This window comes from Vibrio sp. 1978 (assembly GCF_033344345.1).
On record NZ_JAWPOP010000016.1, the window covers coordinates 16,263 to 41,007 of the forward strand.

Below are 24,745 nucleotides of genomic sequence, written 5' to 3' on the forward strand. Positions count from 1 at the left end.
AGAGGAGAGTGACATGAAAAACCTATGCCCGAAATGCCACACAGAAATGATAGAACGTTCGAATGTTTATGTTTGTCCGAGAAATGATATCGGTGACTGCACCTACGATGCATTCGAGTTAGCTGATGACGATAATCCATATACATTCAGCCAAGAACACGTAAGTAGTGACCTACGTTCTTATGCCGTAGCAGACAGCAAATAGCGGTTTGTATCGGCGTTCCTCTAAGTAGCACTCAGTGATTACTGTTTGCTACTTTTCCCTTGGTTTCATGATCGTTTTTGAAGCGCTTGGGCTAAAACAATACAGTGGAGTTTGTCATTTGCGCCGAATAGCGCGTACCTTCTTATAATAACGAATGGGCTGCGATGTTGAATAACATAACGGGTAAAGAAAACCTGCCGAAAAACCTAGATAATCAGTTGGTCTTACTGATTTTCCCTGCGCTGCCAGTTTTAATCTTCTCTTTTCTCTTCTATATCTATAGTCCTGCAGGCGTGAGCTGGAATGCGGAATGGATACCAAGCCTCGATATCAACCTTAGCTTTAGATTAGATGGTCTTTCATTTCTTTTTGCGGGACTGATCAGTGGGATTGGCGCACTGATTCAAATCTACGCTTTGGCTTATTTACGAGAAAGTGATAGCCGGTTTTCCTTTCATTTGTATCTAACCCTATTCATGCTTGCCATGCTAGGGATTGTGATGAGCGATAACATTCTGTTGTTATTTGTTTTCTGGGAACTCACCACCATCACTTCTTACTTACTGATCGGGTTTAATCACGAAAATAAAACGTCTCGGAAAAACGCCTTGCAGTCGCTGATTGTTACCGGTGCTGGTGGACTAGCGTTGCTAGCGGGTCTTATCTTGCTGGGAGCAATGGCAGGGAGTTATGAGCTAAATACCATTATCGAGCAGGCAGGAACTATTGCGCAGCATGAATGGTTTATCCCATCTCTAGTGCTCATACTACTCGGTGCATTTACTAAATCTGCGCAATTCCCGTTTCATTTTTGGCTACCTAACGCGATGGCAGCTCCCACTCCGGTCAGTGCGTATTTACACTCGGCAACAATGGTAAAGGCAGGCATTTACCTCTTAGCACGTTTATCGCCAGTTTATGCCCACAGCGAGATCTGGTTTTATGCTTTAGTCATCACTGGGAGTATCACGGCCATTTGGTGCACATTTGTCGCATTAAAACAAACTGACTTGAAGCTGATGCTAGCCTACAGCACGAATGTTGCTTTGGGTAAATTAACATTATTACTAGGTATGGGCACAGATTTGGCCGTTAGTGCAGTATTGATGTTTATTCTCGCTCACTCTTTCTATAAAGCTGCGCTGTTTATGGTGGTGGGTAATATCGACAAAGCGACAGGAACACGAGATATTGATCAATTGTACGGTCTGAAGTCAGTGCTCGTCATCAGCATGGTTGCGGGGAGTTTGGCTGCGTTGTCTAAAGCGGGGTTCCCGCCGTTGTTAGGTTTTTTGAGCAAAGAATACATGTACAAGTCCGCAGTAGAGCTCAATAGCTGGATCGCCTTTGTACTTTTAATCGTGAATATACTGATGGTCGCGCTAACCATTATGCTTATTGCGAGACCATTCTTTGCTCGCCGTGGTCTCGTGCCGATTGAAACTAAGCCAGTTGAGACAAAAAAAAACCTGTGGATCTCGCCTTTGCTCTTGGCACTTGGCAGTCTCCTGGTCCCGTTATTCGGTTTAAATTGGTTAGATCGCAATATTATTTTTCCGGGCTCTGCTGACATTCTGCCCACAGCAACTCTTAAAGAGACATCACTATGGCATGGCGTGAATGTACCGTTAGTGTTAAGCGTTATTACGCTAGCGTTGGGGTATGTGGTGTACCGTGTTTATCCAGCTGTGTCTGCATTTTTTCAGCGGTTACATCTATTCGTCCCCAAAGCGGAGAATATTTTTGAACGACTATTAGATGGCATGATGACAGTGGCGAAGTGGCAAACGGCGCGGTTACAGCAAAAGAAATTGAGTCGCTATGTCCTATTATTTTTCACGGTACTTGCCGTTGCGTTACTGAGTCAGGTAGCGCTTATTCCTCTGCCTTTGGTTGGCGAACTTTCAAGTGTCACTTTCTATGAGATTGGTATTGCCTTATTGTTGATTGGTGCTGCGCTCGTATGTACGTTGTCCCACGCAAGACTTCTTGCGATTTCTGCGCTTGGTATGATTGGCTTCATGACCACGCTTGTTTTTATGATTTATAGCGCCCCGGACGTTGCGAAGACTTTACTGTTAGTGGAAACATTAATGGTGGTCTTTCTTGCATTGTTAATGCGTCATATGCCACGTCTAACCACCGTGCCCAAGCATTCAATAAGACGTAAAGTAGCGAATATTTGCATAGCAGGTGTGATAGGTGTTTCGGTTACTTTACTTTTGTTAGGAATCACGTCTCAGCCGATGGACTCTTCGGTGTCAGATTTCTTTGCAGAAAACAGTGTCCCGGGTGGACATGGGCGAAACATTGTTAACGTTATTCTGGTCGACTTTCGCGCATTTGATACATTGGGAGAAGTTGTCGTCGTTGTTATTGCTGGGATTGCGGCAGTGAGTTTGCTTAAAACAAGAGCGAAAAAACAAAATCGTATCCAATCATTAATTTTTGCAACCACGGCACACATCGTTTCGGCACTCATGCTCGTATTTTCAGTGTATCTGTTGTTACGTGGTCATAATGAACCGGGCGGTGGCTTTATTGGTGCGTTGATTGCCGTTATTGGTTTATCACTTCTCATGTTCGCGGAATCACCGAAATACGTTCGTTCTAGGTTGTATTTCAAACCGTTTCTCATTGCGTTATCTGGCATCGCATTGAGCTTAGTTTCTGGTGCTTTGAGCTTTGCGTTTGATAAACCGTTTTTGACCGGACTGTGGTGGAAAGACGTGATACCACTAGGGACGCCATTGGTTTTTGATGTTGGTGTTTACCTTGCCGTTATAGGTGGCGTGATGGGTATGCTGCTTCGTATTAATGAGGAGCTAGAGTGATGGAAATAGTCTGGAGTGTTGTCGTTGGAGTATTTGTCGCAGCAGGTGTTTATTTAATGCTTGAAAAGCATATCTTGCGCCTTTTGTTCGGCATCATGTTACTCAGTAGTGCGGTTAACCTTGCTATTTTTACCGCTGGGAGGCTGACGCCCGGAGAACCGCCATTGATTGGCGATAATGCTCTTTTACCACCAGATAGCGCGGCAAATCCTTTACCTCAAGCGCTTATCTTAACTGCGATAGTCATCGGTTTTGGACTACTTATTTTTGCTTTAATGTTGTTCTATCGAGCTTATAAAGACACTGGAACTGCAAACGTCGATGAAATGCAACGTTCTGAGGAGGGTCAATGAGTTCGATTTTGCTTACGTTACCGGTAGTTCTCTCGCTGAGTACGGCGTTGATTATCTTCTTCGTCCGTCGCTCAACAAAAAGTGTTGAGTGGTTGAGCGGTGTAAGTGCGATTTCGAACCTTTTCGTTGCGGGCTTTCTCACAGAAAACATCATAAGTAATGGTATTCAAGCCGTTGCTTTTGGTCAGTGGAGTGCGCCATTTGGTATCGTGTTTGTCGCAGATTACCTCAGCGTTGCTATGGTGATGATAACGGCGGTGATTGGTGCGATATGTGTTTTCTACGCGATGGCGGACCTTCACCGAAAGCCCTCCTATAGCAATTACCATGCGTTAATGCACGTGTTGCTTGCTGGCGTTTATGGTGCTTTCCTGACTGGAGATATTTTTAATCTGTATGTTTGGTTTGAGGTCATGCTCATTTCATCATTTGGTTTAATGGTGTTAGATGCAACGAAAACTCAAGTTGATGGTGCAGTAAAGTACGTGATGTTGAACCTGATTTCGACGCTGGTATTTTTGCTTGCTATCGGTTTATTGTATGGCGCAACGGGCACCTTGAACTTGGCCGATCTCTACACCAAAGTAGGGGAAAATGAATTGAGCATCAACATGATGCTGTCCGCGCTATTTTTGTTTGCCTTTTCTATTAAAGCGGCACTCTTTCCTTTATTTGCTTGGTTGCCAGCTTCTTATCACACGTTACCAAGCGGTGTGGTGGCACTGTTTGCCGCGTTGCTTACTAAAGTCGGTGTATACGCGTTGATAAGAGTCTTTACCTTGGTATTTCCGCTCGCCGAGAGTGGTTGGCAACCGACGTTAATTTGGGTCGCAGGGCTAACCATGTTAACGGGCGTTTTAGGAGCGGCTAGCCAATTCGACATTAAGAAAATTCTTTCTTTTCATATCATTAGCCAAATAGGCTATATGATCATGGGGTTGGCTATTTACACTCCCTTAGCTTTAGCCGGTGCCATTTTCTACATTGTTCATCACATCATTGTAAAAGCGAATTTGTTCTTAATAGGTGGATTCATCGAGCGCAAATATGGCTCTAGTCAACTTGAACATTTGGGTGGGGTATACAAAGCTATGCCTTGGTTAGCGTTCTTGTTTCTTGTCCCTGCGTTTTCTCTGGCCGGTTTCCCACCGCTATCGGGTTTCTGGGGAAAGCTATTGGTCATCAAGTCGAGCATACAGGCTGAGTATTACTGGTTAGCAGGTACCGCGTTATTGGTGGGGTTGCTTACTGTCTACTCGATGACGAAAATTTGGAGTGAGGCATTTTGGAAAAAGCCATTTAGAGAGAAGCCAGAACAGACTCTGCAGGCCAAAGTACATTGGTTGTACTTCGTTCCAATTATTGTATTGACAACGTTGACGCTAATCATTGGCTTAGTGGCGGAGCCTTTTTATCAATTTTCCGTTCAAGCTGCAGAACAACTGTTAAATCCGACTGAATACATCAGAGTGGTGTTAGGAGGAAATGCATGATCTATCTATTCCTCAATTTTTTCTTAGCGTTAGCGTGGATGATGCTTAATGGCAGCTATTCGAGTCTGAATTTTGTTGTCGGATTTACGGTCGGCTTTTTTGCTTTAAGGTTGAGTCAACCATTTGGATTGAAAACGAGCTATTTTCAACGTTTTGCATCTGCATTGAAGTTATTGGCGTACTTCGCTTATGAAATGGTTATATCGGTTGCGAAAGTGGTGTGGGACGTCGTGACACCTACTCATTTGAGTCAGCCTGATATCGTTTATGTCCCTCTGGAGGTCGATTCTGACCTAGAAATCACATTACTGGCGAACATGGTTTCTTTAACACCGGGTACGCTTAGTTTGGATGTTACGGCTGATAAAAAGTATCTTATCGTTCATGCCATGTTTGCACCTGAACATGAAGAGGTTATTCGCGGAATTAAAGATGGGTTAGAGCATCGAATTTTGGAGGTGACGCGTGGATAGTTGGCTGCAAATAACGGTCACTTTTGCCTATTCTGGGCTACTACTCAGCTTTGTTATGGCTTTTGCTCGTTTAATTCTAGGACCAACGCTAGCTGATCGAGTTGTGGCGTTAGATCTGATTTCATTTATCACTATCGGATTTATTACGGTTTACACCTTAGACAGCGGTGAGGACGCTCTGTTAGACATCGCCATTACATTAGGTTTGGTCGCATTTCTCGGCACGATCGCATTTGCACGTTTGATCGTTAAAAGAAAGGAGAAAGAATAATGGACGTGTTGATTGGACTATTTTTATGCTTAGGAACATTGTTGACCTTGGTTGCAAGTCTAGGTGTCCTGAGGCTTCCTGATTTGTATACCCGAATGCATGCAGCGACCAAAGCTGGAACTGTCGGAGTGAGCTGCTTGTTATTAGCGGTCGCTTTCTCACTCCCTGAAGTTACCGTGATCTCTCGGGTTATCGGTACGATGTTGTTTATCGTTCTCACTGCGCCAGTCGCCTCCCACCTGCTCGGCAGAGCAATGCGAGAGGTCGGATATAAGATTTGGCGCAATGATTAACCATTAGCGTCGAATAGTACTACGTCCTAGTTGAAATAAACTCGAAGCTGTATTGATGAAGTCGGAAGTAATTGACGGTATATTCAAATGCACGACCATCTTCTAGGTAACCAGTGGACTCAACTTTTAGAATAGGGGAAGCTTCTGATTCATTCAGGTATGAGGCCGTCTCTGCATCTAACAAATACGGTTTGACAGACTGACTGCTTTTCGCAATTTTCAATCCTTTGCTATTTTCAATGTACTCATATTTAGAACCATTCATTATGGCTATGCTCAAGTCTGGAAATAACACTGCTGGCATATGAGTGACTTCGTAAATTTCAGGCTCATCATTAATACATCTGAGTCTATGTATTTCATATGTATCATCATTGGGCGAGAGATTTAACTGCTTAGCAACCTGTTCATTCGGTTTTTTAAGTTCGAACTTTATGACTTGAGAGCTAGGCGTTTTCCCCTGTTTACTGACTTCCTCGATAAAACCCAGCAAATGTAAGGCATCATGTTGGGCTTTTAGATCGTTTACATAAGTTCCACTACCTCTTGTCCGACTAATTAAATTATTGTCGACCAGAATTTGTAAGCTTTTTCTGATGGTTACGCGGCTTACGGAAAACTCTTCTTGCAAATCACTCTCTTTTGGAAGCATCGATTTAGGTTGTAGTTCCCCATCTTTGATCTTTTTTTCTAATCGTTCCGCAATGTCTATGTATTTGGGTTTCATAATACCTCGCTAAGTCTTGGATCATGATAGCAAGAATGTGATCTGAGATGTAGTTAATACTTTTCTTTAGGATCTTTGTGTGATCTTTATCTCGTATCTTTGTGCTTACACTTTAAATGTATCATAAAAGTATTAATACTTATTTTATACATTTTCAGGGTAAACATTTGAGGTAGCGAAATGAAACGTCAAAAATTAACGATTGTTGGTGCTGGCAGTACATACACACTTGGTATGATGAACAGCCTTATTGCCGAAAAAGATAACTTTCCACTCGCAAAAGTCGTGTTTTACGACATAGATGAGAAACGCCAAGAATCGAATGCATTAGCTACTGAAATTCTATTGCGAGAACACTATCCAGAAGTTGAAGAGTTTGTTTATACAACGGATAAATCTGTCGCATTCGCAGATTCGGACTTTTTCTTTATCCAGATCCGCACTGGTGGGTTGGCCATGCGCGAGCGCGATGAACAAATCCCGCTATCCAACTCTTGTGTTGGGCAAGAGACATGTGGCGCGGGAGGAATGGCATATGGACTTCGCTCTATCGGCGACATGATCCAGCTAGTGAATGAGATCCGACAAACGTGTCCAGATGCGTGGATTCTTAATTACACCAACCCGGCGGCAATTGTCGCTGAAGCTTTAAATCGTGAATTTCCGCATGATAAGCGAATTCTAAATATCTGTGATATGCCAGCAGCGATTATGGTCAGCTATGCGCAATTGTTAGGATGTGAAATTTGGGACTTCGTTCCTGAATATTTTGGGCTTAATCACTATGGCTGGTTTACCAAAATTCGTAACAAACAGGGTGAAGACTTAACGGACAAAATTAAAAATATCATCCTAAAAGAAGGGATCAGTGCGGTTGATGCGGAAATAGCGGATGACCCATCGTGGCAAGCCACATTCAAAAACATGAGAACAATGCTTGCTGATAATCCAGAGTTTTTGCCGAATACGTATCTTCAGTACTATTTGTACCCTGAAAAAATGGTGGCGAAAGAGGATATCAACAATACTCGCGCAAGGCAGGTAATTAACGGCCGTGAGAAACGAGTGTTCGAATTGAACGCAAGAATAATTGAAGCGGGCACCACGAAGCACGAAACACTGCATGCCGATATCCATGGTCGATACATGGTGAGAGTCGCGGCTTCGCTAGCCTACAACTTGAGCGATGTGTATCTCGTCATCGTACCGAATAATGGTGCTATTACAAATTTACAAAATGACGCCATGGTAGAAGTTCCAGCTGCGCTAACTAGTGATGGACCGAAAGCTTTTACTGTAGGAAAAATCCCAACCTTCCAAAAAGCCATGATTGAGAGCCAACTTGGTTACGAGAAATTAGTTGTGGATGCTTGGTACGAAGGAAGTCAGCAAAAGCTGATTAATGCACTCACACTTAACCGTACCGTGGTTAATGTGCCAAAAGCTAAAGAAATAACAAAACAATTACTAGAAGAAAATAAAGCCTACCTTCCTCAATTTTTTCAATAACAACTGGACGTTCGGGGCCTACTTGTAGGCTCCGTGAATGAAACAAGAGGTTTATATGAAAGACATTATTCAAAGGTTCGGAGCCGCGATGTTTGTTCCCGTTCTATTATTTCCAGCAGCGGGCATGTTATTGGGTTTCTCTGTTGTGCTGTTAAATCAAGAAGTGTTTCCTTGGGCACTAGAGGGGAGTGCTTGGGTTAAAGTCTCGACGATCATTTTACAGGCATCTCTCGCTGTATTTAAAAATATGGCACTTATTTTTGCCGTTGGGTTACCTATCGCTTTAGCTAAAAAAGCATCTGGTCGCGCTGTACTTGCAACACTCGTTTCCTACATTACGTTTAACTACGTTATTGGTGGAATCCTTCAATTTTGGGGACCAGAACTGGGCGTGAACTATACGGAAGGTGAGCGAGGTTTGACTGAAGTTGGTGGCATTCTAACGCTTGATACCAACTTACTAGGTGCCATTTTAATTGCAAGTCTCTCTGTTTGGGTTCACAACCGATTCTTTGATAAAAAGCTACCGGATTGGGCGGCTGTATTTGGCGGAACGCCATTGGTTGTGATCATTAGTTTCCCCATTATGGTCGTGATAGCAATTCTAACTTGTTTGACTTGGCCAAGTATTCAGCATGGTATTAACAATCTGCAATCATTTTTGGTTTCTGCTGGATCGTTAGGGGTATGGCTATTTACGTTTTTAGAGCGAATCATGATACCAACGGGGTTGCATCATTTCGTATATGGTCCCGTTTTTTATGGGCCAGTTGCAGTCGATGGCGGAACGGTTGCCTATTGGATTCAAAATATACAGACATTCGCCCAGAGCTCGGAAAGTTTAACGACACAATTTCCTCAGGGTGGTTTGATGTTGACGGGAATGGGTAAAGTGTTTGGTTGTACGGGTATCGCACTAGCACTCTATTCAGTTGCGAAAAAAGAAAATAAAAAGATGGTGATGGGGTTAGTGCTCGGAGCCGCAATCACAGCAATTCTTACAGGGATAACCGAACCAATAGAGTTTACATTCTTATTTATCGCACCTGCGCTGTTTGCTTTGCATGCGTTGTTATCTGCGACAATGGCAACGATCGCCTTTATGTTTGGTGTTTCCGGTAACTTTCAGACTGGCTTGATAGACTTCATTTTCCAAAACTGGTTGCCTTTGGCTGGTAACCATGCAGGAACATACGTGATTCAGATTATTATTGGTCTCATGTTTACTGGTGTTTACTTTGTTACGTTTCGCGCGCTTATTTTAAAATACAACATACTTACTCCGGGGCGTGAAGGTGCAGATAGTAAGTTGTATTCCAAAGCTGACTACAAAGAAGCGAAAGCGGTCCATAGCAGTAGCGCAAGTCCGTCACAAGCTAGTGCCTTTATTGAAGGTTTGGGTGGAAAAGAAAACATTGACTTGTTAACTAATTGCGCGACGCGTCTGCGTGTTAAAGTTAAAGATGTCTCTCTGGTAAAGGAGAACGCATTTTTCACACAGCACGGAGCGGTGAATATTGTTAGAAATCAAGAGAGCCTTCAAATCATCGTTGGTTTAACGGTGCCACAAGTTCGCGAAGATATGAGCCAACTGATAAAAGCTTAACCCCCAAACTAATGCTCCAGCTCATATGGCTCAAAGGTGAGATAGAATTATCTCACCTTTTTTGTGTACATGAAGCATATTTCGCTCAGTTTCCACGAAAGTGGGGAGGAGTTATCGAGCGAGCTAAAATATAGTTAGGTTATACCCGTCTGTATTGTTGGAAGACTTGTTGAGTCTCTAATTGACAGTGGCGCCACTTTCTATGTTGAAAAGCGTTTTAATTTCTTCCAGCACTTCTGGGTTAGCAATAGCACCAATGTTTTTTACAGCTTGTCCGTTTACCAATTGTTTCACTGCTAGCTCAACCAATTTGCCTGAGCGCGTTTTAGGAATATCACTGATAGCAAAAATTTGTCGTGGGACATGGCGCGGTGAACATTTTGTTTTCAATGTTTGGCGAATTGAATCGGTGAGTTGTTGGGTTAACTCGACGTTGTGAGCGAGTTTTACTAGTAACCAGATTTCTTCAGACTGCTGGTTTAACTTGCCGACGGCGATGGAGTCCTCGACCTCGGGTAACGCGTTCACTTGCTGATAGATCTCAGCGGTGCCGATTCGTACGCCGCCTGGATTCAATGTCGCATCGCTACGGCCATAAAAAATAAAACCGCCATGTTCGGTTTGCATCACATCGTCGCCATGGTGCCAGATATCGGTAAACTTGCTCCAATAAGCGTTGTGATAGCGTTCGCCGTTGTCGTGCCAGAAGCCAATAGGGAAGTTAGGTAGTGAGTTATTGCAAGTTAGTTCGCCGCGTTGCTGTGTAATGGTTTTTCCCTCGTCGTCCAAAACACGCACGTCGATTCCCAGCCCTGCGCCTTGGCATTCACCTTTGTAAACTGGTGAGATAGGGTTTCCCAGTACAAAGCATCCGCAAATATCCGTGCCGCCAGCGATAGAAGCGAGATGTAAGTCCTGCTTGATGTGCTGATAGACATAACTAAATTGTTCTGGGTAAAGCACCGAACCAGTTGAGCAAAGAGTTTTGAGTGACTTCAGGTTATGTTCTAGTTTTGGAGAGCAGTTTGCCTGTTCCAGTGCTTCTAAGTATTTCGCTGAAGTACCAAACAGCGACACGCTATGTTCTTCTGCTAATTGCCATAAGACGGAGTGATCAGGGTAAACCGGACTACCGTCGTAAATCACTAAGGCAGCACCACTCGCAAGAGCGGAAACATGCCAGTTCCACATCATCCAACCACATGTTGTGTAGTAGAAAACCTTGTCTTGCGATTTGATGTCGCAATGCAGTTGATGTTCTTTGAGGTGATTGAGCAAGGTACCGCCTGCGGAATGGACAATACACTTAGGTTGACCTGTTGTACCAGAAGAATACAAAATGAATAACGGGTCATTAAACAGCGTTGGTTGATATTGAATTGATTGTGGAGAAAAGTGGTGAGTAATATCGGACCAAGAAACAAACTCAGAAGTGCTAGCACTCTCAGCGTTTTGTAAATATTCGATTTGGCATACGCTAATAGTAGTCTCTTCGGAGGCACTGCTTAACTTACTACTAAGAGTGGTGTTCTTGTTCGTCATATCGAAAGCTTTGCCTCCGAACTGGTAGCCATCACAGCAAAAAAGAACTTTCGGTTTGACCTGACCAAAACGCTCTACGACGCTATCGATACCAAAATCAGGAGAGGTTGAAGTCCAAATGGCACCAAGACTGGTGGTGGCCAGCATGGCAATAACGGTTTCAGGAAGGTAGGGCAAATAACCCGCAACGACATCGCCTTTACCGACACCACAATTGAGTAGCCATTGTTGAATGGCAGAAACTTGTTCAAGCAACTGTTTACCGGTGAGTTGTCTGTGTTCACCGCTTTCATTGCTAAAAACAATAAACTCACGCTCTGGTGATTGCTCAGCCTGAGATAGGAGGTTCTCTGCGTAGTTCAGCGTGGCGTCAGCAAACCATACTGTGTCTCTATTTACATGGTGATGATTAGAACCTGTTTGTGTCCATTTGGGACTGCCAAGGCTCTTGATTTGCGAACCTATATCTCCGATTACGTTGCAAAACTGCCAAGTATGTCGCCAAAATTCATCATTGTGCTCAATGGACCACTGGTGTAGAGACGTGTAATTGTTGATTACGGTACCTTCGGCTTTGTCTTTATTAACCTTTTCGATGAACCGTAATAAGTTGCTATTGCTGACGCGCTCAGCAGATGGTGACCAAATAGGTGCAGAATTTGGCATAGGTCCCTCTAATTTCAATTCTTTTGAATATGACCAAAAACAAAATAAAGGGGCGAACATAGCAGTGTTCGCCCCTTAACTGATCGTTTAAAGTTGTTCGGCAAGCTGAGGTAGTACCTCAAATAAATCACCAACCAATCCATAGTCGGCAACTTCAAAGATAGGAGATTCTGGATCTTTGTTGATCGCGACAATCACTTTGGATTCCTTCATTCCTGCAAGATGCTGGATGGCACCGGAAATCCCAACCGCTATATAAAGCTTAGGTGCAACGATTTTACCGGTTTGACCCACTTGTAAGTCGTTGGCAACAAACCCGGCATCAACCGCCGCGCGAGAAGCGCCAATGGCAGCACCTAGTTTATCGGCCACTTGTTCGATCAACGCGAAGTTCTCTTTGCTACCGACCCCGCGTCCACCTGACACAACCACCTCTGCCGCGCTTAATTCAGGGCGCTCTGACACGGTTTTATCGACAGAAACCAATTCAACCATTGGAGCTGAGATAGTTACCTGCTGATGCTTAATATCAGCTTGGTTGTGACAAGTAACCGGCTCAAACGCAGACGCGCGCACGGTGATGACGCGAACCTTGTCGCTGGTGGTCACTTTGGCAAATGCGTTTCCTGCGTAAATAGGGCGGACAAAAGTGTTTTCATCGATAACTTGGACAATATCGGAAATTTGCCCAACGCCGAACTTCGCTGCTACTCGCGGTGCAAGATCTTTCCCTTTTGATGATGAGCTAGCCCAGATTGCGTCAAAACCTTCAGCAATACTCACTACAGTAGGTGCGATACTCTCGGCAAATTGATGCTTAAGTTGCTCATCATCGACACAAATTACGTTTGATATACCATCAACGCGACAAGCTTGCTGAGCGACTTCTTCACACTGGTGGCCCACTACGATCAAAACATTGTCTTGGCTGACTTGTTTTGCTGCATTAACCACTTTGAGTGTGTCCGCATGCAATTGGTTATTGTCATGCTCTGCTATGATTAAGTTCTTCATGAAATCACCTTCGCTTCGTTACGCAGCTTATCGAGAAGCTCTGAGACAGATTCAACCTTGATGCCACCTTTTCTTTGCGCTGGCGGTGTGATTTCTTGAATGGTTTGGCTAAATACCACTTCAACACCCAGACTGTCAGGTGTGATGGTATCTAACGGCTTGCGCTTAGCTTTCATGATATTAGGCAAAGAGGCAAAACGCGGTTCATTCAGGCGTAAGTCAGTACTGATCACCGCAGGTAAGTTCATCGTGACCGTCATCAAGCCGCCGTCCACTTCTCTCACGACCTGAACTTTTTGATCTTCAATCTTCACGTCGGAAGCGAAAGTTGCTTGAGGCCAGTCAAGTAGGGCGGCCAGCATCTGAGCCACTTGGTTGTTGTCAGTATCAATGGATTGTTTACCCGTAATCACAAGCTGTGCTTGTTCTTGCTCAACCAGAGCTTTGAGCAGCTTAGCGACGACCAATGGCTCTATTTTGTCTTCAGTATCGATATGAATAGCGCGATCGGCACCTAACGCAAGCGCAGTACGTAGTTGCTCCTGACACTGGCTACCGCCGGCACTGACAACGATGACTTCATCTGCAATACCTTGCTCCTTTAGTCGTACGGCTTCTTCAACGGCTATTTCGCAAAATGGATTAATCGTCATCTTGACGTTATTGGTTTCAACATCGCTATGGTCCGCTTTCACGCGAACTTTAACGTAGGGATCAATGACCCTTTTGATTGGCACTAGTATTTTCACGTTAGATTCCTTTTACAGTGAAGACTATGTGTTTACAGTGAAGACGATGTGATGACGTCTTTAAAATGATGTTAATTTACCTTTACGTTTGCGTCAACTTTAAATATATTGTTGATTAACAAGTTGGCAACATGCAAAGAAAAAGGAATGCAATCATGGAAAGAGACTGCATGGAATTTGATGTTCTGATTGTAGGCGCTGGTCCCGCAGGTTTGTCTGCGGCATGCCGAATCAAACAATTAGCAGCAGAAAAAAAACAAGACCTCTCTGTTTGCGTGGTAGAAAAAGGTTCTGAAGTTGGAGCGCATATTTTATCGGGTGCGGTGTTTGAAACGCGGAGTTTGGATGAGCTTTTTCCCGACTGGGAAGAGAAAGGCGCGCCGCTCAATACCAAAGTAAACCAAGATAAAACCTACTATCTAGGCAATGACATCAATGGTCATGAACTGCCTTCTTGGGCGGTGCCTAATACGTTACATAACAAAGGTAATTACATCATAAGTTTGGGCAGTCTATGCCGATGGATGGCGTTGCAGGCTGAGAACTTAGGGGTGGAGGTCTACCCAGGTTTTACCGCCAGTCAAGCGATCATCGATGAAGATAGTCGTGTTTGTGGCGTGATCACGGGCGATATGGGATTAGATAAAAATGGTGAACAAAAAGGAAATTTCGAACCTGGTATTGAACTGCGAGCGAAGTTTACTTTATTTGCTGAAGGCGCACGGGGGCATATTGGTAAGCAGTTGATTAACCGATTTAATCTTGCTGAAGAGAAAACGCCTCAACACTACGCTATCGGTTTTAAAGAGCTGTGGGAAATCCCATCAGAGCAGCATCAGCAAGGTTTAGTAGTGCACGGATTAGGTTGGCCGTTATCAAATGAAGCTACAGGTGGCAGTTATCTCTACCATTTAGAGGGAAACCAAGTTGCCGTCGGGTTGATTGTTGACTTGAATTATAAGAATCCGCACTTGAGTCCATTTGATGAGTTTCAACGTTTTAAACACCACCCGTTGATTGAGCAATACCTCAAAAATGGGAAGCCTATTAGCTATGGCGCGAGAGCGATTACCAAGGGCGGCTTTCATTCGCTTCCCACGCAGCAGTTTGCTGGTGGCTTGTTAATTGGCTGTGATGCAGGAACACTTAACGGCGCTAAAATCAAAGGCACACACACCGCAATAAAATCTGGAATGCTTGCCGCTGAAGCAGTATGTGAAGCCCTTGAGAGTCAGTCAGTTACTGCTGATTATCAAAAGCATTTCAAACAGTCTTGGCTGTATGAAGAGCTTTATCAAGCACGTAACTTCTCAAGTGGAATCCACCGCTTTGGATCGTGGCTGGGCGGTGGTTTAGCGCTGCTGGAACATAACGTGTTAAAAGGTAAAGCTAAGTGGCATATCCGCTGTGATAAGCCTGATCATCAGTCTCTGTTATTGGCGGAAAACAGCAATGAAATTGTCTATCCGAAGCCTGATGGCGTGTTAAGTTTCGATCGCCTCTCTTCCGTTTATCTATCCAATATCTTCCATGAGGAAGATCAACCATGCCACTTACGACTGGAGAACCAGCGGATCCCTATTGAGCAGAACCTTGAATTATATGCAGAGCCAGCACAGCGCTATTGTCCGGCTGGCGTGTATGAAATCGTACAGGGGGAGCAGCAGCCAGAGCTGCAAATAAATGCGGCCAACTGTATCCACTGTAAGACCTGCGACATCAAAGATCCAAGTCAAAATATTACCTGGACTCCGCCAGAAGGTGGTGGTGGTCCGAACTATCCAAATATGTAAGCGTTTGAGAATAATTTTTATTAACAATTTATTTACTTAAAGTTTGCGTTAGTTCAAATCTTTCTCGATGAACTCGATTGCAACTTAATCTTTCAGGCACTATTCTGATTTTAAATTGACGTTTACGTAAACTGAATACAAAGTTGATGCATAGGTGTAAAAGCGGTTACCAGTATCAAAGTTAGGTTTGATCAAATAGTGCTCAATGGAACGCACTTAAAATAACGAAAGGGAGATCAACTATGGTATCGGAATCGCCTCTGTTGCAGGTAAACGATATTTCATTGGCTTTTGGTGGGGTGAAAGCTTTAACTGACGTGAGCTTCCATGTGAATGAAAAGGAAATTTTTTCAATCATTGGCCCAAACGGTGCAGGTAAAACCTCAATGCTCAATTGCATCTCTGGTCGATACACACCAAACAAAGGCTCTGTAATCTTCGCTGGAGATGATGTAACTAAACGGACACCTAGCCAACGAGCTGAGTTAGGGTTGGGAAGAACCTTCCAAAACTTAGCGCTCTTTTCTCACATGTCGGTACTGGACAACATCATGGTTGGCCGACACCACCTACTAAAAAACAACTTCGTCACGGGGCCACTCTATTGGTTCTCTAATGCGCAGAAAGAAGAGATGGCGCACCGCAAATATGTGGAAGACGTGATCGATTTTCTAGAAATCCAGCACATCCGAAAAGCGACTGCAGGCACCCTATCTTACGGCTTACGTAAGCGTGTAGAGCTTGCTCGTGCCATTGCCTTAAAACCTAAGTTACTGCTGCTTGATGAACCAATGGCAGGTATGAACTTGGAAGAAAAGGAAGACATGGCACGTTACATCATGGATCTGAATGAAGAATTAGATATCACGATCATCATGATTGAGCACGACATGGGCGTGGTCATGGACATCTCTAATCGCGTTTTGGTTTTGGATTTCGGGAAACACATTGCTACAGGTGAGCCTGAAGAAGTGATGGCCAACCCACATGTGAAACAAGCGTACTTAGGCGAAGAGCTACCGACATTAGAGGAGAGTGCATAATGGCACAGCAACATAATGATTGGGCAGATATAACCCGCTTAGATACCTTTCCAAAAGTGTTGCAACACAATGCCAAGAACTGGCCCGAGCAAGTCGCAATGCGTGAAAAGGAGTTTGGTATATGGCGAGAGTTCACTTGGAAGGATTATGAAAACCGCGTCAAGTGGATGGCACTGGCACTACAAGATTTAGGTATTGGTGAGCAAGATGTCGTTGGTTTGCTAGGTGATAACCGTCCTGAATGGGTATGGGGCGAGTTAGCGGCACATGCGATCAAAGGTTTCTCGCTGGGCATCTATCAAGATTCTATGCACGAAGAGGTGGCGTACCTTATCAACTATGCCAAAGCAAAAGTCGTGATTGCCGAAGATGAAGAGCAATGCGACAAGCTGCTTGAGCTTGGTGATGAAATTCCTAGCGTTGAATACATTATTTACTGCGATCCTCGTGGAATGCGTAAATACGATGATCCAAGATTAATTGATGTTGAACAGGTCTACAAAAAAGGTCAGCTGATTGATAAAGCGGACCCAGACAAATATCTCAATATGGTTGTTGAAACCAAAGGCAGCGATCTTTCAATTCTTTGTACTACGTCGGGTACGACTTCTAAACCAAAATTGGCTCAGCTACACAGTGGCACGTTCTTGGATCACTGTGCGGCTTACTTGCGTGCAGACCCTCGTTCCCCAGGCGACAACTACGTTTCTGTTCTGCCTTTGCCTTGGATTATGGAGCAGGTTTACGTGGTTGGTCAGGCGTTGATTTCTCGTCAAATCGTTAACTTTGTGGAAGAACAAGAAACCATGATGTCCGACTTGCGTGAAATCGGTCCAAACTTTGTGCTGTTAGCGCCACGTGTGTGGGAAAACATTGTGGCAGACGTGTCTGCACGAATGATGGATTCGACACCGTTTAAGCAAAAGATGTACAAACTGGGCATGAGCTTAGCCAACAAAGCGCTGGAGCAGGGTAAACGCTCTAAGTTGGCTGAATGGATTCTTCTGCGTGCTCTGCGTGACCGTTTAGGGTTTTCGAACCTGACATCTGCGGCAACCGGCGGTGCGGCGATGGGACCGGATACTTTCCGTTACCTACAAGCTATTGGTGTGCCACTTAAGCAGCTTTATGGTCAGACCGAAATGTGTGGCGCATACACCGTGCACCAAGCGGATGATGTGGATTACGATTCCGTTGGTGTTGCGTTTGATAATGCAGATGTGAAAGTCATCAACCCGGACAGCAATGGCGTTGGTGAAATCATCGCGAAAAGTACAGGCATGTTTACTGGCTACTTAAACAACCAAGCAGCATATGATGAAGATGTTCAAGATGGTTGGATGCACACAGGCGATGCGGGCTATTTTAAAGATTCCGGTCACTTGGTGGTGATTGATCGTCTGAAAGATATGTCGGAAACCAGCCATGGCGACCGTTATTCGCCACAGTTTATCGAAAACAAACTCAAGTTCTCGCCGTTTATTGCAGAAGCCGTGGTGGTAGGTAAAGGTCGACCTTGGCTGTCTGCCATCATCTGTATTCGCTATGCGATTGTCGCGAAGTGGGCAGAGCAACGCGGCTTGGCATTTACCAACTACACCAACTTATCTGCTCAACCAGAAGTGTACCAAGCGATTCGTGAAGAAGTTCAAAAAGTGAACGAATCCCTACCGGATGCACAGAAGATCAGCAAATTCATTCTACTTTACAAAGAGCTGGATGCCGACGATGGAGAGCTAACTCGCACACGTAAAGTACGCCGTGGTGTGGTTGCAGAGAAATACGGAGACATCATCGAAACCATCTACAGCGACGATCCAAAAGTCGATGTCGATACAGTGATCACTTATCAAGATGGCACCAAAACACGCATTCAAACGTCGCTAGTTATTGAAACGCTTATTGAGCATGAGCCAACACTAGTGGATAGCGAACAACGGAGGATCGCATAGTGAATACGGATTTATTACTGCAACTCGTCATTAATGGCGTGATCGTTGGCATGTTGTATGGCGTTGTCGCCATGTGCTTTGTATTGATTTACAAATCGACCCAGGTGGTCAACTTTGCTCAGGGTGAGTTTTTGTTGATTGGCGCGTGGGTATGTTGGGCGGCATTGGTACACCTACAGTTACCATTTTTTATCGGTTTTTTACTCACGCTCGCGTTCATGATGATTTTTGGTATCGCCGTGCAAACCATTGTGCTCAGACCGTTGATTGGTGAACCGATTATCTCTGTGATCATGGTGACCATCGGTCTATCTATGTTCTTCCAAGCGCTGATGAAGTGGATATTCGGCGTCTCGGCTGTTTCGTACCCGCAAGTGTTCGAAACCAACGTGGTGAATATCGGAGGTTTGAATGTTGAGTTTGCTTACATTCTGAGCTTGATCTTCTCAATGCTCATCATGGGCGCGTTCTACTGGTTCTTCAAATTCAGCAAAATGGGTCTGGCAATGCGCGCAACGGCATTCAACCAGCAAGTAGCCCAGAGTCTTGGCATTTCCATCAAGAAAGTGTTCGCCATCAGTTGGGCCATTTCGGCAATGGTATCTGCAACAGCAGGGATTGTTATCGGTATCGTTAACGGCGTATCTGACGCGCTATCCATTATTGGTATCAAAGTTTTCCCAGCCGTTATTTTAGGTGGCTTAGATTCGGTAGTCGGCGCAATTGTCGGTGGTATCACCATCGGCGTGCTAGAAAACTTGGCTGAGTTTTTTGATAGCCAATACCTGCAAGTGGGTAACTTATACAACATCGCACCATTCTATGTGCTGTTAATCATTCTTGCCTTCAAGCCATATGGCCTGTTTGGTACCAAAGATATTGAGCGTATTTAAGGAGAAATAACATGGCTCAACTTAGCATGCGCCCATGTGGGGACTTTCGAACCACATACAAAAGCGATACGCCAATTTTTGAAACCAAAACCATCAGAAGCCTTGCGATTGCAGGTGTCATCGCCATGCTGGCAGCACCGCTGGTCTTGGATATTTACTTCCTAAACCTGTTTATTCAGATTGCATACCTCGGTATCGCGGCATTGGGCTTAAACATTTTGGTTGGTTTTACCGGACAAATCTCGCTAGGTCACGGTGCGTTCTTTGGCTTTGGCGCCTTTGCATCGGCTTGGCTAAATAACCAGTTTAACATTCCAGTCGTGTTTGCGATTCCGCTTGCGGGTTACTTAACCATGATTGTGGGGATGCTGTTTGGTCTGCCAGCGGCTCGAATTAAAGGTTTATATCTAGCTATCGCAACGTTGGCGGCGCAGTTTATTCTAGAGGACTTCTTTGCTCGCGCAGATTGGTTCAGTGGCGGCTCATACGGTGCAAGCGCGAACCCAATTAATTTGTTTGGCTTTGAGTTTACGACTGACGAAAGCTTCTTCTACATCGCTCTGTTTGCGCTGATCTTCATGTATATGTGGGCATCAAACTTAATCCGTTCTCGTGACGGTCGCGCGTTTGTCTCAGTACGAGATCACTATCTGTCAGCAGAGATCATGGGCATCAACCTAACCAAGTATCGTCTGCTCTCATTTGGAGTGTGTGCATTCTATGCGGGCATCGGGGGTGCACTCTACGGACATTATCTAGGGTTTGTATCAGCAGAAGGCTTCACCATCATGATGTCTATCCAGTTCTTGGCAATGATCATCATTGGTGGCTTGGGTTCAGTCAAAGGCACATTGATGGGGACGATATTTATCGTATTGCTGCCTGAAGTTTTGGAGTTTGGCGTAACGGGGCTTTCAGCGTTTGGTGATACCACCGCTTTCACTGATGGTCTGGCTTACTTCAAAGAAATGGCGATTGGTCTAGTCATCATGCTGTTCCTCATTTTCGAACCTCAAGGATTATCGCATCGCTGGCAACAGATTCGAGCATATTGGAAACACTATCCGTTCTCATATTAACGTGGAATTAAGTGGAATATACCTCAATAACAAGGACAACGAGTTATGAACAAAGGACATTTAGCGACAACGTTGGTGCTGTCATCTGCACTGTTTACTACCGCAACTTGGGCAAAAGATTCTGTGTTTGTCGGGCAATTAGTCGACTTTTCTGGACCAACTGCCTATGTGAGCAAGCCTTATGGTTCTGGCGTGCGAGACGCATTGCGTTGGATTAACCAAAACGGTGGCATTAACGGTACCGAGCTCGAATTTGAAACAGTAGACATGGCGTACAAAGTACCAGTGGCGATTTCTAACTATAAACGTTGGGTTGCGCGTAAAGACATGGTTGCGCTGCAAGGTTGGGGTACGGCGGATACCGAAGCGCTTATTTCGTTTGTTACCAAAGACAAAGTGCCGGTGTTCTCTGCTTCTTACTCTGGTCACTTAACTGACCCAACTGGCAAAAACCCAAAAACCGCGAAACCAGCGCCTTATAATTTCTTTTATGGTGCGTCGTACTCAGATGCGTGCCGTGCGCTAGTTAAGTGGGCGAAAGAAGATTGGGAATCTAAGGGCAATCAAGGTGCGCCGAAATTTACGCACATTGGCGATAACCATCCATTCCCGAATGCGCCAAAAGAAGCGTGTGCAGAGTACGCCAAAGAGCTTGGTTTTGATGTGCAAAACCCAGTCGTTGTGTCACTAAAACCAGGGGACTTCAAAGCGCAATGTTTGTCGCTGAAAGAGTCAGGCACCAACTACGGTTACATTGCCAATATCGGTAGCTCGGTTATCTCACTAGTGAAGTCTTGTAACACGGTTGGGACAGAGTTCCAGTACATGGCAAACATTTGGGGCGGCGACAAGCCAGTGCTTGAAGCAGCAGGCGATGGCCTTAAAGATTACGTTTTCCCAGGTATGACGGCGTTTTGGGGAGACGATAACGAAGGCATGAAGCTGGTTCGTGAGATTTCTAAGCAGTCTGAATCAGAGCCGGGCGAATTCAGAACTCACCATTACATTCGCGGTATTTGTTCTGCGTTCTATATGAAAGAAGCGATGGAGTGGGCGAAAGATAATGGTGGCATCACAGGTGAAAACATCAAGAAGGGCATGTATGTCCATGACAACTGGGTACCACAAGGCTTAGAAGGTGTCTGTGTCCCTGCGAACTGGAAACCGGAAGATCACCGAGGCACAACAACCGTGAACGTCTTTATGGGTAACAACGATGGCGGTGCAGTTGATATTAAGAAAGTATCACAGGTGACATTGTCACGTCGTGACGATTGGCTAGGTTACTAATTTACGACTTATTAATAACAAAGCCTACTGAAAATAAGGATGGGTGAGAGAACACTCTCACCCTAGCAAGGAGTAGTTTGATGGCTGAATTAGCAACGAATATCGAACCGGCAGAAATACTGCTTTCAGTGAACAACATTGAAGTCGTCTACGACGAAGTAATACTAGTACTTCGCGGTGTGAGTTTAGAAGTTCCAAAAGGGCAGATTGTGACCTTACTGGGCGCCAACGGTGCGGGTAAATCCACAACGTTGAAAGCCATTTCTGGTTTATTGAAAACCGAAGATGGTGAAGTGACGCGCGGCGAAATCAACTTCATGGGCGAACGCATAGACAACAAAAGCCCGGAAGAGATCGTCCGTTCGGGCATCTTCCAAGTTATGGAAGGGCGCCGAATTGTTGAAGATATGACGGTAATAGAAAATCTTCGCTTAGGCGCTTATACACGCTCTGACAACGAAGTTGAACAAGACATCGAAATGGTGTTTGACTATTTCCCGCGACTCAAAGAGCGCACTGGCCTGGCGGGCTATTTGTCTGGCGGTGAGCAACAAATGTTAGCGATTGGCCGAGCGTTAATGGCTCGACCGAAGATGATTTTGTTGGACGAACCGTCTATGGGGCTTTCTCCACTGCTAGTTAAAGAAGTATTCAGCATTATTAACAAGATCAACAAAGAGCAAGGTATTACCATGCTTTTGGTTGAACAGAATGCCAACTTCGCTCTTCAAGCGGCCGATTACGGTTACATCATGGAATCAGGCAAAATCGTACTAGATGGCAGCAAGCACGAATTGCTAAACAATGAAGACGTAAAAGAATTCTACCTTGGCGGCGGCGATGAAGATCGCAAGAGCTTTAAGAATCTGAAATCTTACAAACGTCGTAAGCGTTGGTTGTAAGGAGCAAGGATGAACGAACTATTTGATGCGAAAGAATCGTTGTCTCTACAGGCGCGAGAAGAGTCGCTGTTTCAACGTTTGCCAGCACTGATTGAGAATTCGAAAGCCAATAGCGAACATTACGCAGCGCATTTTTCTGAGTTAGATCCTACATTGGCAAACAATCGTGAAGGGCTTGCTCAGTTCCCGATTACACGTAAGTTCAATGTACCTAATCAGCAGCAACTTAAACCGCCGTTTGGTGGCTTAAATAGCGTTGCCATTGGTCAAATGGCGCGCGTATTCCAATCTCCTGGGCCGTTGTATGAGGCTCAAACGGATGAGGCCGATTTCTGGCGTATGGGGCGCGCGTTTCACGCTGCTGGGTTCTGTGCGGGTGATTTAGTGCATAACACGCTCTCTTACCATTTCTCTCCTGGCGGATTTATTATGGATGGTGGCGCAAGGGCTTGTGGCTGTGCGGTATTTCCGGCTGGAGTAGGCAATACCGAAGCGCAAATAGAGGCAATTAAACAGCTTCAACCTAATGGTTACACTGGTACACCTTCGTATTTGCTGACGTTGCTACAAAAGTACCAAGAGAAATACAATGAGCTGCCTAGCTTTGAGAAAGCTCTGGTCTCTGGTGAAGCGGTTACAGCAGACATGGAACAGATGTTTGAGGAAAAAGGCATTGCAGTCTTTCAAGCCTACGCAAGTGCAGAGCTTGGTTTGATTGCTTATCAAGTGTCTGGTGAACAAGGATTAGTGATTGCCGAAGATATTATTGTTGAAATCGTTGATCCTGATGGTGTTCCTGTACAACCGGGAGAAGTCGGTGAAGTCGTTGTAACCTCGCTTGATGAGAAGTTCCCGCTGATTCGCTACGCAACGGGAGATTTATCGGCATATCTAGAGACAAGTTCTGATTCTTCACGCACGAATGCACGAATTAAGGGCTGGATGGGACGAGCAGACTCCGCGGTGAAAGTAAAAGGGCTGTTTGTTTATCCGCATCAGATCCAAGAAGTCTGTCGTCGCCACGATATTAAAGGCTCCTTGAAAATTGAGCGCGATGGCTTCAACGATGCCATTACTTTCTGTTGTCATGATGTGCATGTATCAGCAGAGGACATTCAAGCAACACTCCAGTCTGTCACTAAACTGAAAGGCAATGTCCAGTTTGTACCGAACCAAGCGGAGCAGCCGTTAATCAATGATCTTCGCAGTTAACTCATTGGTGGCATAAGTGCAGTAGAAAGTGGTTGTCATAAAAAACTAACAACGTCAGACAAAAGGCTAGAAAAGGGATATCACATTGCGCTGCGTATCCCTTTATTTTTTACTACCGCAATCAGGGAGCGGGTAAATGAAACAGGCACCAATGATTAACACACAATTCTGGGATGATTTGTTTATCCGAGGCACTATGCCTTGGGATGCCCAATCGACACCTCAAGAACTCAAGGACTATCTTGACAATTCACTTCATGTAGGCCAGTCAGTGTTTATTCCTGGGTGTGGTGCCGCTTATGAACTGAGCACTTTTATTCAATATGGGCATGACGTGATCGCGATGGATTACAGCCAAGAAGCGGTAAAAATGGCGCAATCAGCGTTAGGTAACTACAAAGATAAAGTCGTATTGGGTGATGTATTTAATGCCGATTTTTCTCACTCGTTTGATGTCATTTACGAGCGGGCCTTTCTCGCAGCACTACCGAGAGATATGTGGTCAGAATACTTTTCGATGGTGGATAAATTATTGCCAAGCGGAGGTTTTCTAATTGGTTTTTTCGTCATTGATGATAATTACCTATCACGCTTCCCTCCATTTTGTTTGCGAAGTGGGGAGTTGGCAGCTTTTCTAGAGCCCACGTTTGAACTTGTGAAGTCCTCAGTGGTGGCAAACAGTGTTGAGGTTTTTAAAGGCAGAGAGCAATGGATGGTGTGGCAGAAGTGTTAGTCGCTTTTAATCTTTTTGAAGAAGTATTCGCGGAAACTTTCTGGTTCTTTGTGAATCGCTGATATATAAGTCTTCACTCTATGCCTGATGGAATGCTCACATAGTTTGTCGGT

The 24,745-nt window shown here is 44.7% G+C and carries 22 protein-coding genes; 18 read left to right on the top strand and 4 right to left on the bottom strand.

Annotated elements, in window-relative coordinates:
- Positions 1–13: 13 nt before the first annotated feature.
- The 7 genes from R8N49_RS15925 to mnhG all read left to right on the top strand — a co-directional run bounded on the left by R8N49_RS15925 (position 14) and on the right by mnhG (position 5,922).
- Complete coding sequence (locus tag R8N49_RS15925; protein ID WP_005373328.1) at positions 14–205, top strand: hypothetical protein; 192 nt, start codon at positions 14–16, stop codon at positions 203–205.
- Between the two features lie 164 nt (positions 206–369).
- Positions 370–3,039, top strand: coding sequence for a hydrogen gas-evolving membrane-bound hydrogenase subunit E (gene mbhE, locus R8N49_RS15930; protein WP_213879819.1), 2,670 nt, complete (start codon positions 370–372; stop codon positions 3,037–3,039).
- A complete protein-coding gene (locus R8N49_RS15935; protein ID WP_017633704.1) occupies positions 3,039–3,392 on the top strand; it encodes a Na+/H+ antiporter subunit C in 354 nt (117 codons plus the stop codon). Before mbhE ends, R8N49_RS15935 begins: the two co-directional genes overlap by 1 nt.
- A complete protein-coding gene (locus R8N49_RS15940) occupies positions 3,389–4,885 on the top strand; it encodes a Na+/H+ antiporter subunit D (protein WP_017633703.1) in 1,497 nt (498 codons plus the stop codon). The genes R8N49_RS15935 and R8N49_RS15940 overlap by 4 nt, the downstream gene beginning before the upstream one ends.
- Positions 4,882–5,358 (top strand): Na+/H+ antiporter subunit E, encoded by a 477-nt coding sequence (locus R8N49_RS15945; protein WP_017633702.1) that lies wholly within the window; start codon positions 4,882–4,884, stop codon positions 5,356–5,358. The genes R8N49_RS15940 and R8N49_RS15945 overlap by 4 nt, the downstream gene beginning before the upstream one ends.
- On the top strand, positions 5,351–5,629 hold the full coding sequence (locus R8N49_RS15950) for a cation:proton antiporter (protein ID WP_005373317.1): 279 nt from the start codon (positions 5,351–5,353) through the stop codon (positions 5,627–5,629). The genes R8N49_RS15945 and R8N49_RS15950 overlap by 8 nt, the downstream gene beginning before the upstream one ends.
- Entirely contained in the window at positions 5,629–5,922 is a 294-nt protein-coding gene (gene mnhG / locus R8N49_RS15955) for a monovalent cation/H(+) antiporter subunit G (RefSeq protein WP_005373314.1), read from the top strand. The genes R8N49_RS15950 and mnhG overlap by 1 nt, the downstream gene beginning before the upstream one ends.
- A 19-nt stretch (positions 5,923–5,941) precedes the next feature.
- Here the strand turns inward: mnhG and R8N49_RS15960 are convergent, their stop codons facing one another.
- Positions 5,942–6,649, bottom strand: coding sequence for a GntR family transcriptional regulator (locus R8N49_RS15960; protein ID WP_005373312.1), 708 nt, complete (start codon positions 6,647–6,649; stop codon positions 5,942–5,944).
- 180 nt (positions 6,650–6,829) lie between these two features.
- Here R8N49_RS15960 and R8N49_RS15965 point away from each other — a divergent pair, with 180 nt between their 5' ends.
- Both R8N49_RS15965 and R8N49_RS15970 read left to right on the top strand, forming a co-directional pair.
- On the top strand, positions 6,830–8,158 hold the full coding sequence (locus tag R8N49_RS15965) for a 6-phospho-alpha-glucosidase (protein ID WP_005373308.1): 1,329 nt from the start codon (positions 6,830–6,832) through the stop codon (positions 8,156–8,158).
- A 55-nt stretch (positions 8,159–8,213) separates the two neighbouring features.
- Positions 8,214–9,764 (top strand): alpha-glucoside-specific PTS transporter subunit IIBC, encoded by a 1,551-nt coding sequence (locus R8N49_RS15970; RefSeq protein ID WP_258489480.1) that lies wholly within the window; start codon positions 8,214–8,216, stop codon positions 9,762–9,764.
- Between the two features lie 177 nt (positions 9,765–9,941).
- On the opposite strand, the gene R8N49_RS15975 is transcribed toward R8N49_RS15970, so the two are convergent.
- From R8N49_RS15975 to R8N49_RS15985, 3 genes are all read right to left on the bottom strand, one after another.
- Positions 9,942–11,972, bottom strand: coding sequence for an acetoacetate--CoA ligase (locus R8N49_RS15975; protein ID WP_186585402.1), 2,031 nt, complete (start codon positions 11,970–11,972; stop codon positions 9,942–9,944).
- Positions 11,973–12,059: 87 nt separating this feature from the next.
- Positions 12,060–12,986, bottom strand: coding sequence for an electron transfer flavoprotein subunit alpha/FixB family protein (locus tag R8N49_RS15980; protein ID WP_186585401.1), 927 nt, complete (start codon positions 12,984–12,986; stop codon positions 12,060–12,062).
- Positions 12,983–13,735 (bottom strand): electron transfer flavoprotein subunit beta/FixA family protein, encoded by a 753-nt coding sequence (locus R8N49_RS15985; protein ID WP_186585400.1) that lies wholly within the window; start codon positions 13,733–13,735, stop codon positions 12,983–12,985. The genes R8N49_RS15980 and R8N49_RS15985 overlap by 4 nt, the downstream gene beginning before the upstream one ends.
- 155 nt (positions 13,736–13,890) lie before the next feature.
- On the opposite strand from R8N49_RS15985, the gene R8N49_RS15990 reads away from it, so the two are divergent.
- From R8N49_RS15990 to R8N49_RS16030, 9 genes are all read left to right on the top strand, one after another.
- Positions 13,891–15,528, top strand: coding sequence for an electron transfer flavoprotein-ubiquinone oxidoreductase (locus R8N49_RS15990; protein ID WP_186585399.1), 1,638 nt, complete (start codon positions 13,891–13,893; stop codon positions 15,526–15,528).
- Positions 15,529–15,770: 242 nt separating this feature from the next.
- Complete coding sequence (locus R8N49_RS15995) at positions 15,771–16,571, top strand: ABC transporter ATP-binding protein (protein WP_005373297.1); 801 nt, start codon at positions 15,771–15,773, stop codon at positions 16,569–16,571.
- On the top strand, positions 16,571–18,523 hold the full coding sequence (locus R8N49_RS16000; protein ID WP_054576076.1) for a long-chain fatty acid--CoA ligase: 1,953 nt from the start codon (positions 16,571–16,573) through the stop codon (positions 18,521–18,523). Before R8N49_RS15995 ends, R8N49_RS16000 begins: the two co-directional genes overlap by 1 nt.
- Positions 18,523–19,416: a branched-chain amino acid ABC transporter permease gene (locus R8N49_RS16005; RefSeq protein ID WP_005373295.1), complete on the top strand. Its 894-nt coding sequence runs from the start codon at positions 18,523–18,525 to the stop codon at positions 19,414–19,416. Before R8N49_RS16000 ends, R8N49_RS16005 begins: the two co-directional genes overlap by 1 nt.
- Positions 19,417–19,427: 11 nt before the next feature.
- A complete protein-coding gene (locus R8N49_RS16010; RefSeq protein ID WP_005382737.1) occupies positions 19,428–20,495 on the top strand; it encodes a branched-chain amino acid ABC transporter permease in 1,068 nt (355 codons plus the stop codon).
- A 45-nt stretch (positions 20,496–20,540) separates the two neighbouring features.
- On the top strand, positions 20,541–21,785 hold the full coding sequence (locus R8N49_RS16015) for an ABC transporter substrate-binding protein (protein WP_005373285.1): 1,245 nt from the start codon (positions 20,541–20,543) through the stop codon (positions 21,783–21,785).
- A gap of 80 nt (positions 21,786–21,865) precedes the next feature.
- Positions 21,866–22,687: an ABC transporter ATP-binding protein gene (locus tag R8N49_RS16020; protein ID WP_017633695.1), complete on the top strand. Its 822-nt coding sequence runs from the start codon at positions 21,866–21,868 to the stop codon at positions 22,685–22,687.
- Positions 22,688–22,696: 9 nt separating this feature from the next.
- Complete coding sequence (locus tag R8N49_RS16025) at positions 22,697–23,899, top strand: phenylacetate--CoA ligase family protein (protein WP_033906431.1); 1,203 nt, start codon at positions 22,697–22,699, stop codon at positions 23,897–23,899.
- A 136-nt stretch (positions 23,900–24,035) separates the two neighbouring features.
- The gene (locus tag R8N49_RS16030) at positions 24,036–24,632 is read left to right on the top strand and encodes a methyltransferase domain-containing protein (protein WP_186585398.1); all 597 of its coding nucleotides are present in this window, start codon (positions 24,036–24,038) and stop codon (positions 24,630–24,632) included.
- The last annotated feature ends 113 nt before the right edge of the window (positions 24,633–24,745 follow it).

Bases quoted from the DNA above. Each gene is read 5' to 3' on its own strand.
- R8N49_RS15925 (WP_005373328.1), top strand. From the start codon at position 14: ATGAAAAACCTATGCCCGAAATGCCACACAGAAATGATAGAACGTTCG.
- mbhE (WP_213879819.1), top strand. From the start codon at position 370: ATGTTGAATAACATAACGGGTAAAGAAAACCTGCCGAAAAACCTAGAT.
- R8N49_RS15935 (WP_017633704.1), top strand. From the start codon at position 3,039: ATGGAAATAGTCTGGAGTGTTGTCGTTGGAGTATTTGTCGCAGCAGGT.
- R8N49_RS15940 (WP_017633703.1), top strand. From the start codon at position 3,389: ATGAGTTCGATTTTGCTTACGTTACCGGTAGTTCTCTCGCTGAGTACG.
- R8N49_RS15945 (WP_017633702.1), top strand. From the start codon at position 4,882: ATGATCTATCTATTCCTCAATTTTTTCTTAGCGTTAGCGTGGATGATG.
- mnhG (WP_005373314.1), top strand. From the start codon at position 5,629: ATGGACGTGTTGATTGGACTATTTTTATGCTTAGGAACATTGTTGACC.
- R8N49_RS15960 (WP_005373312.1), bottom strand. From the start codon at position 6,649: ATGAAACCCAAATACATAGACATTGCGGAACGATTAGAAAAAAAGATC.
- R8N49_RS15965 (WP_005373308.1), top strand. From the start codon at position 6,830: ATGAAACGTCAAAAATTAACGATTGTTGGTGCTGGCAGTACATACACA.
- R8N49_RS15970 (WP_258489480.1), top strand. From the start codon at position 8,214: ATGAAAGACATTATTCAAAGGTTCGGAGCCGCGATGTTTGTTCCCGTT.
- R8N49_RS15975 (WP_186585402.1), bottom strand. From the start codon at position 11,972: ATGCCAAATTCTGCACCTATTTGGTCACCATCTGCTGAGCGCGTCAGC.
- R8N49_RS15980 (WP_186585401.1), bottom strand. From the start codon at position 12,986: ATGAAGAACTTAATCATAGCAGAGCATGACAATAACCAATTGCATGCG.
- R8N49_RS15990 (WP_186585399.1), top strand. From the start codon at position 13,891: ATGGAAAGAGACTGCATGGAATTTGATGTTCTGATTGTAGGCGCTGGT.
- R8N49_RS15995 (WP_005373297.1), top strand. From the start codon at position 15,771: ATGGTATCGGAATCGCCTCTGTTGCAGGTAAACGATATTTCATTGGCT.
- R8N49_RS16000 (WP_054576076.1), top strand. From the start codon at position 16,571: ATGGCACAGCAACATAATGATTGGGCAGATATAACCCGCTTAGATACC.
- R8N49_RS16010 (WP_005382737.1), top strand. From the start codon at position 19,428: ATGGCTCAACTTAGCATGCGCCCATGTGGGGACTTTCGAACCACATAC.
- R8N49_RS16015 (WP_005373285.1), top strand. From the start codon at position 20,541: ATGAACAAAGGACATTTAGCGACAACGTTGGTGCTGTCATCTGCACTG.
- R8N49_RS16020 (WP_017633695.1), top strand. From the start codon at position 21,866: ATGGCTGAATTAGCAACGAATATCGAACCGGCAGAAATACTGCTTTCA.
- R8N49_RS16025 (WP_033906431.1), top strand. From the start codon at position 22,697: ATGAACGAACTATTTGATGCGAAAGAATCGTTGTCTCTACAGGCGCGA.
- R8N49_RS16030 (WP_186585398.1), top strand. From the start codon at position 24,036: ATGAAACAGGCACCAATGATTAACACACAATTCTGGGATGATTTGTTT.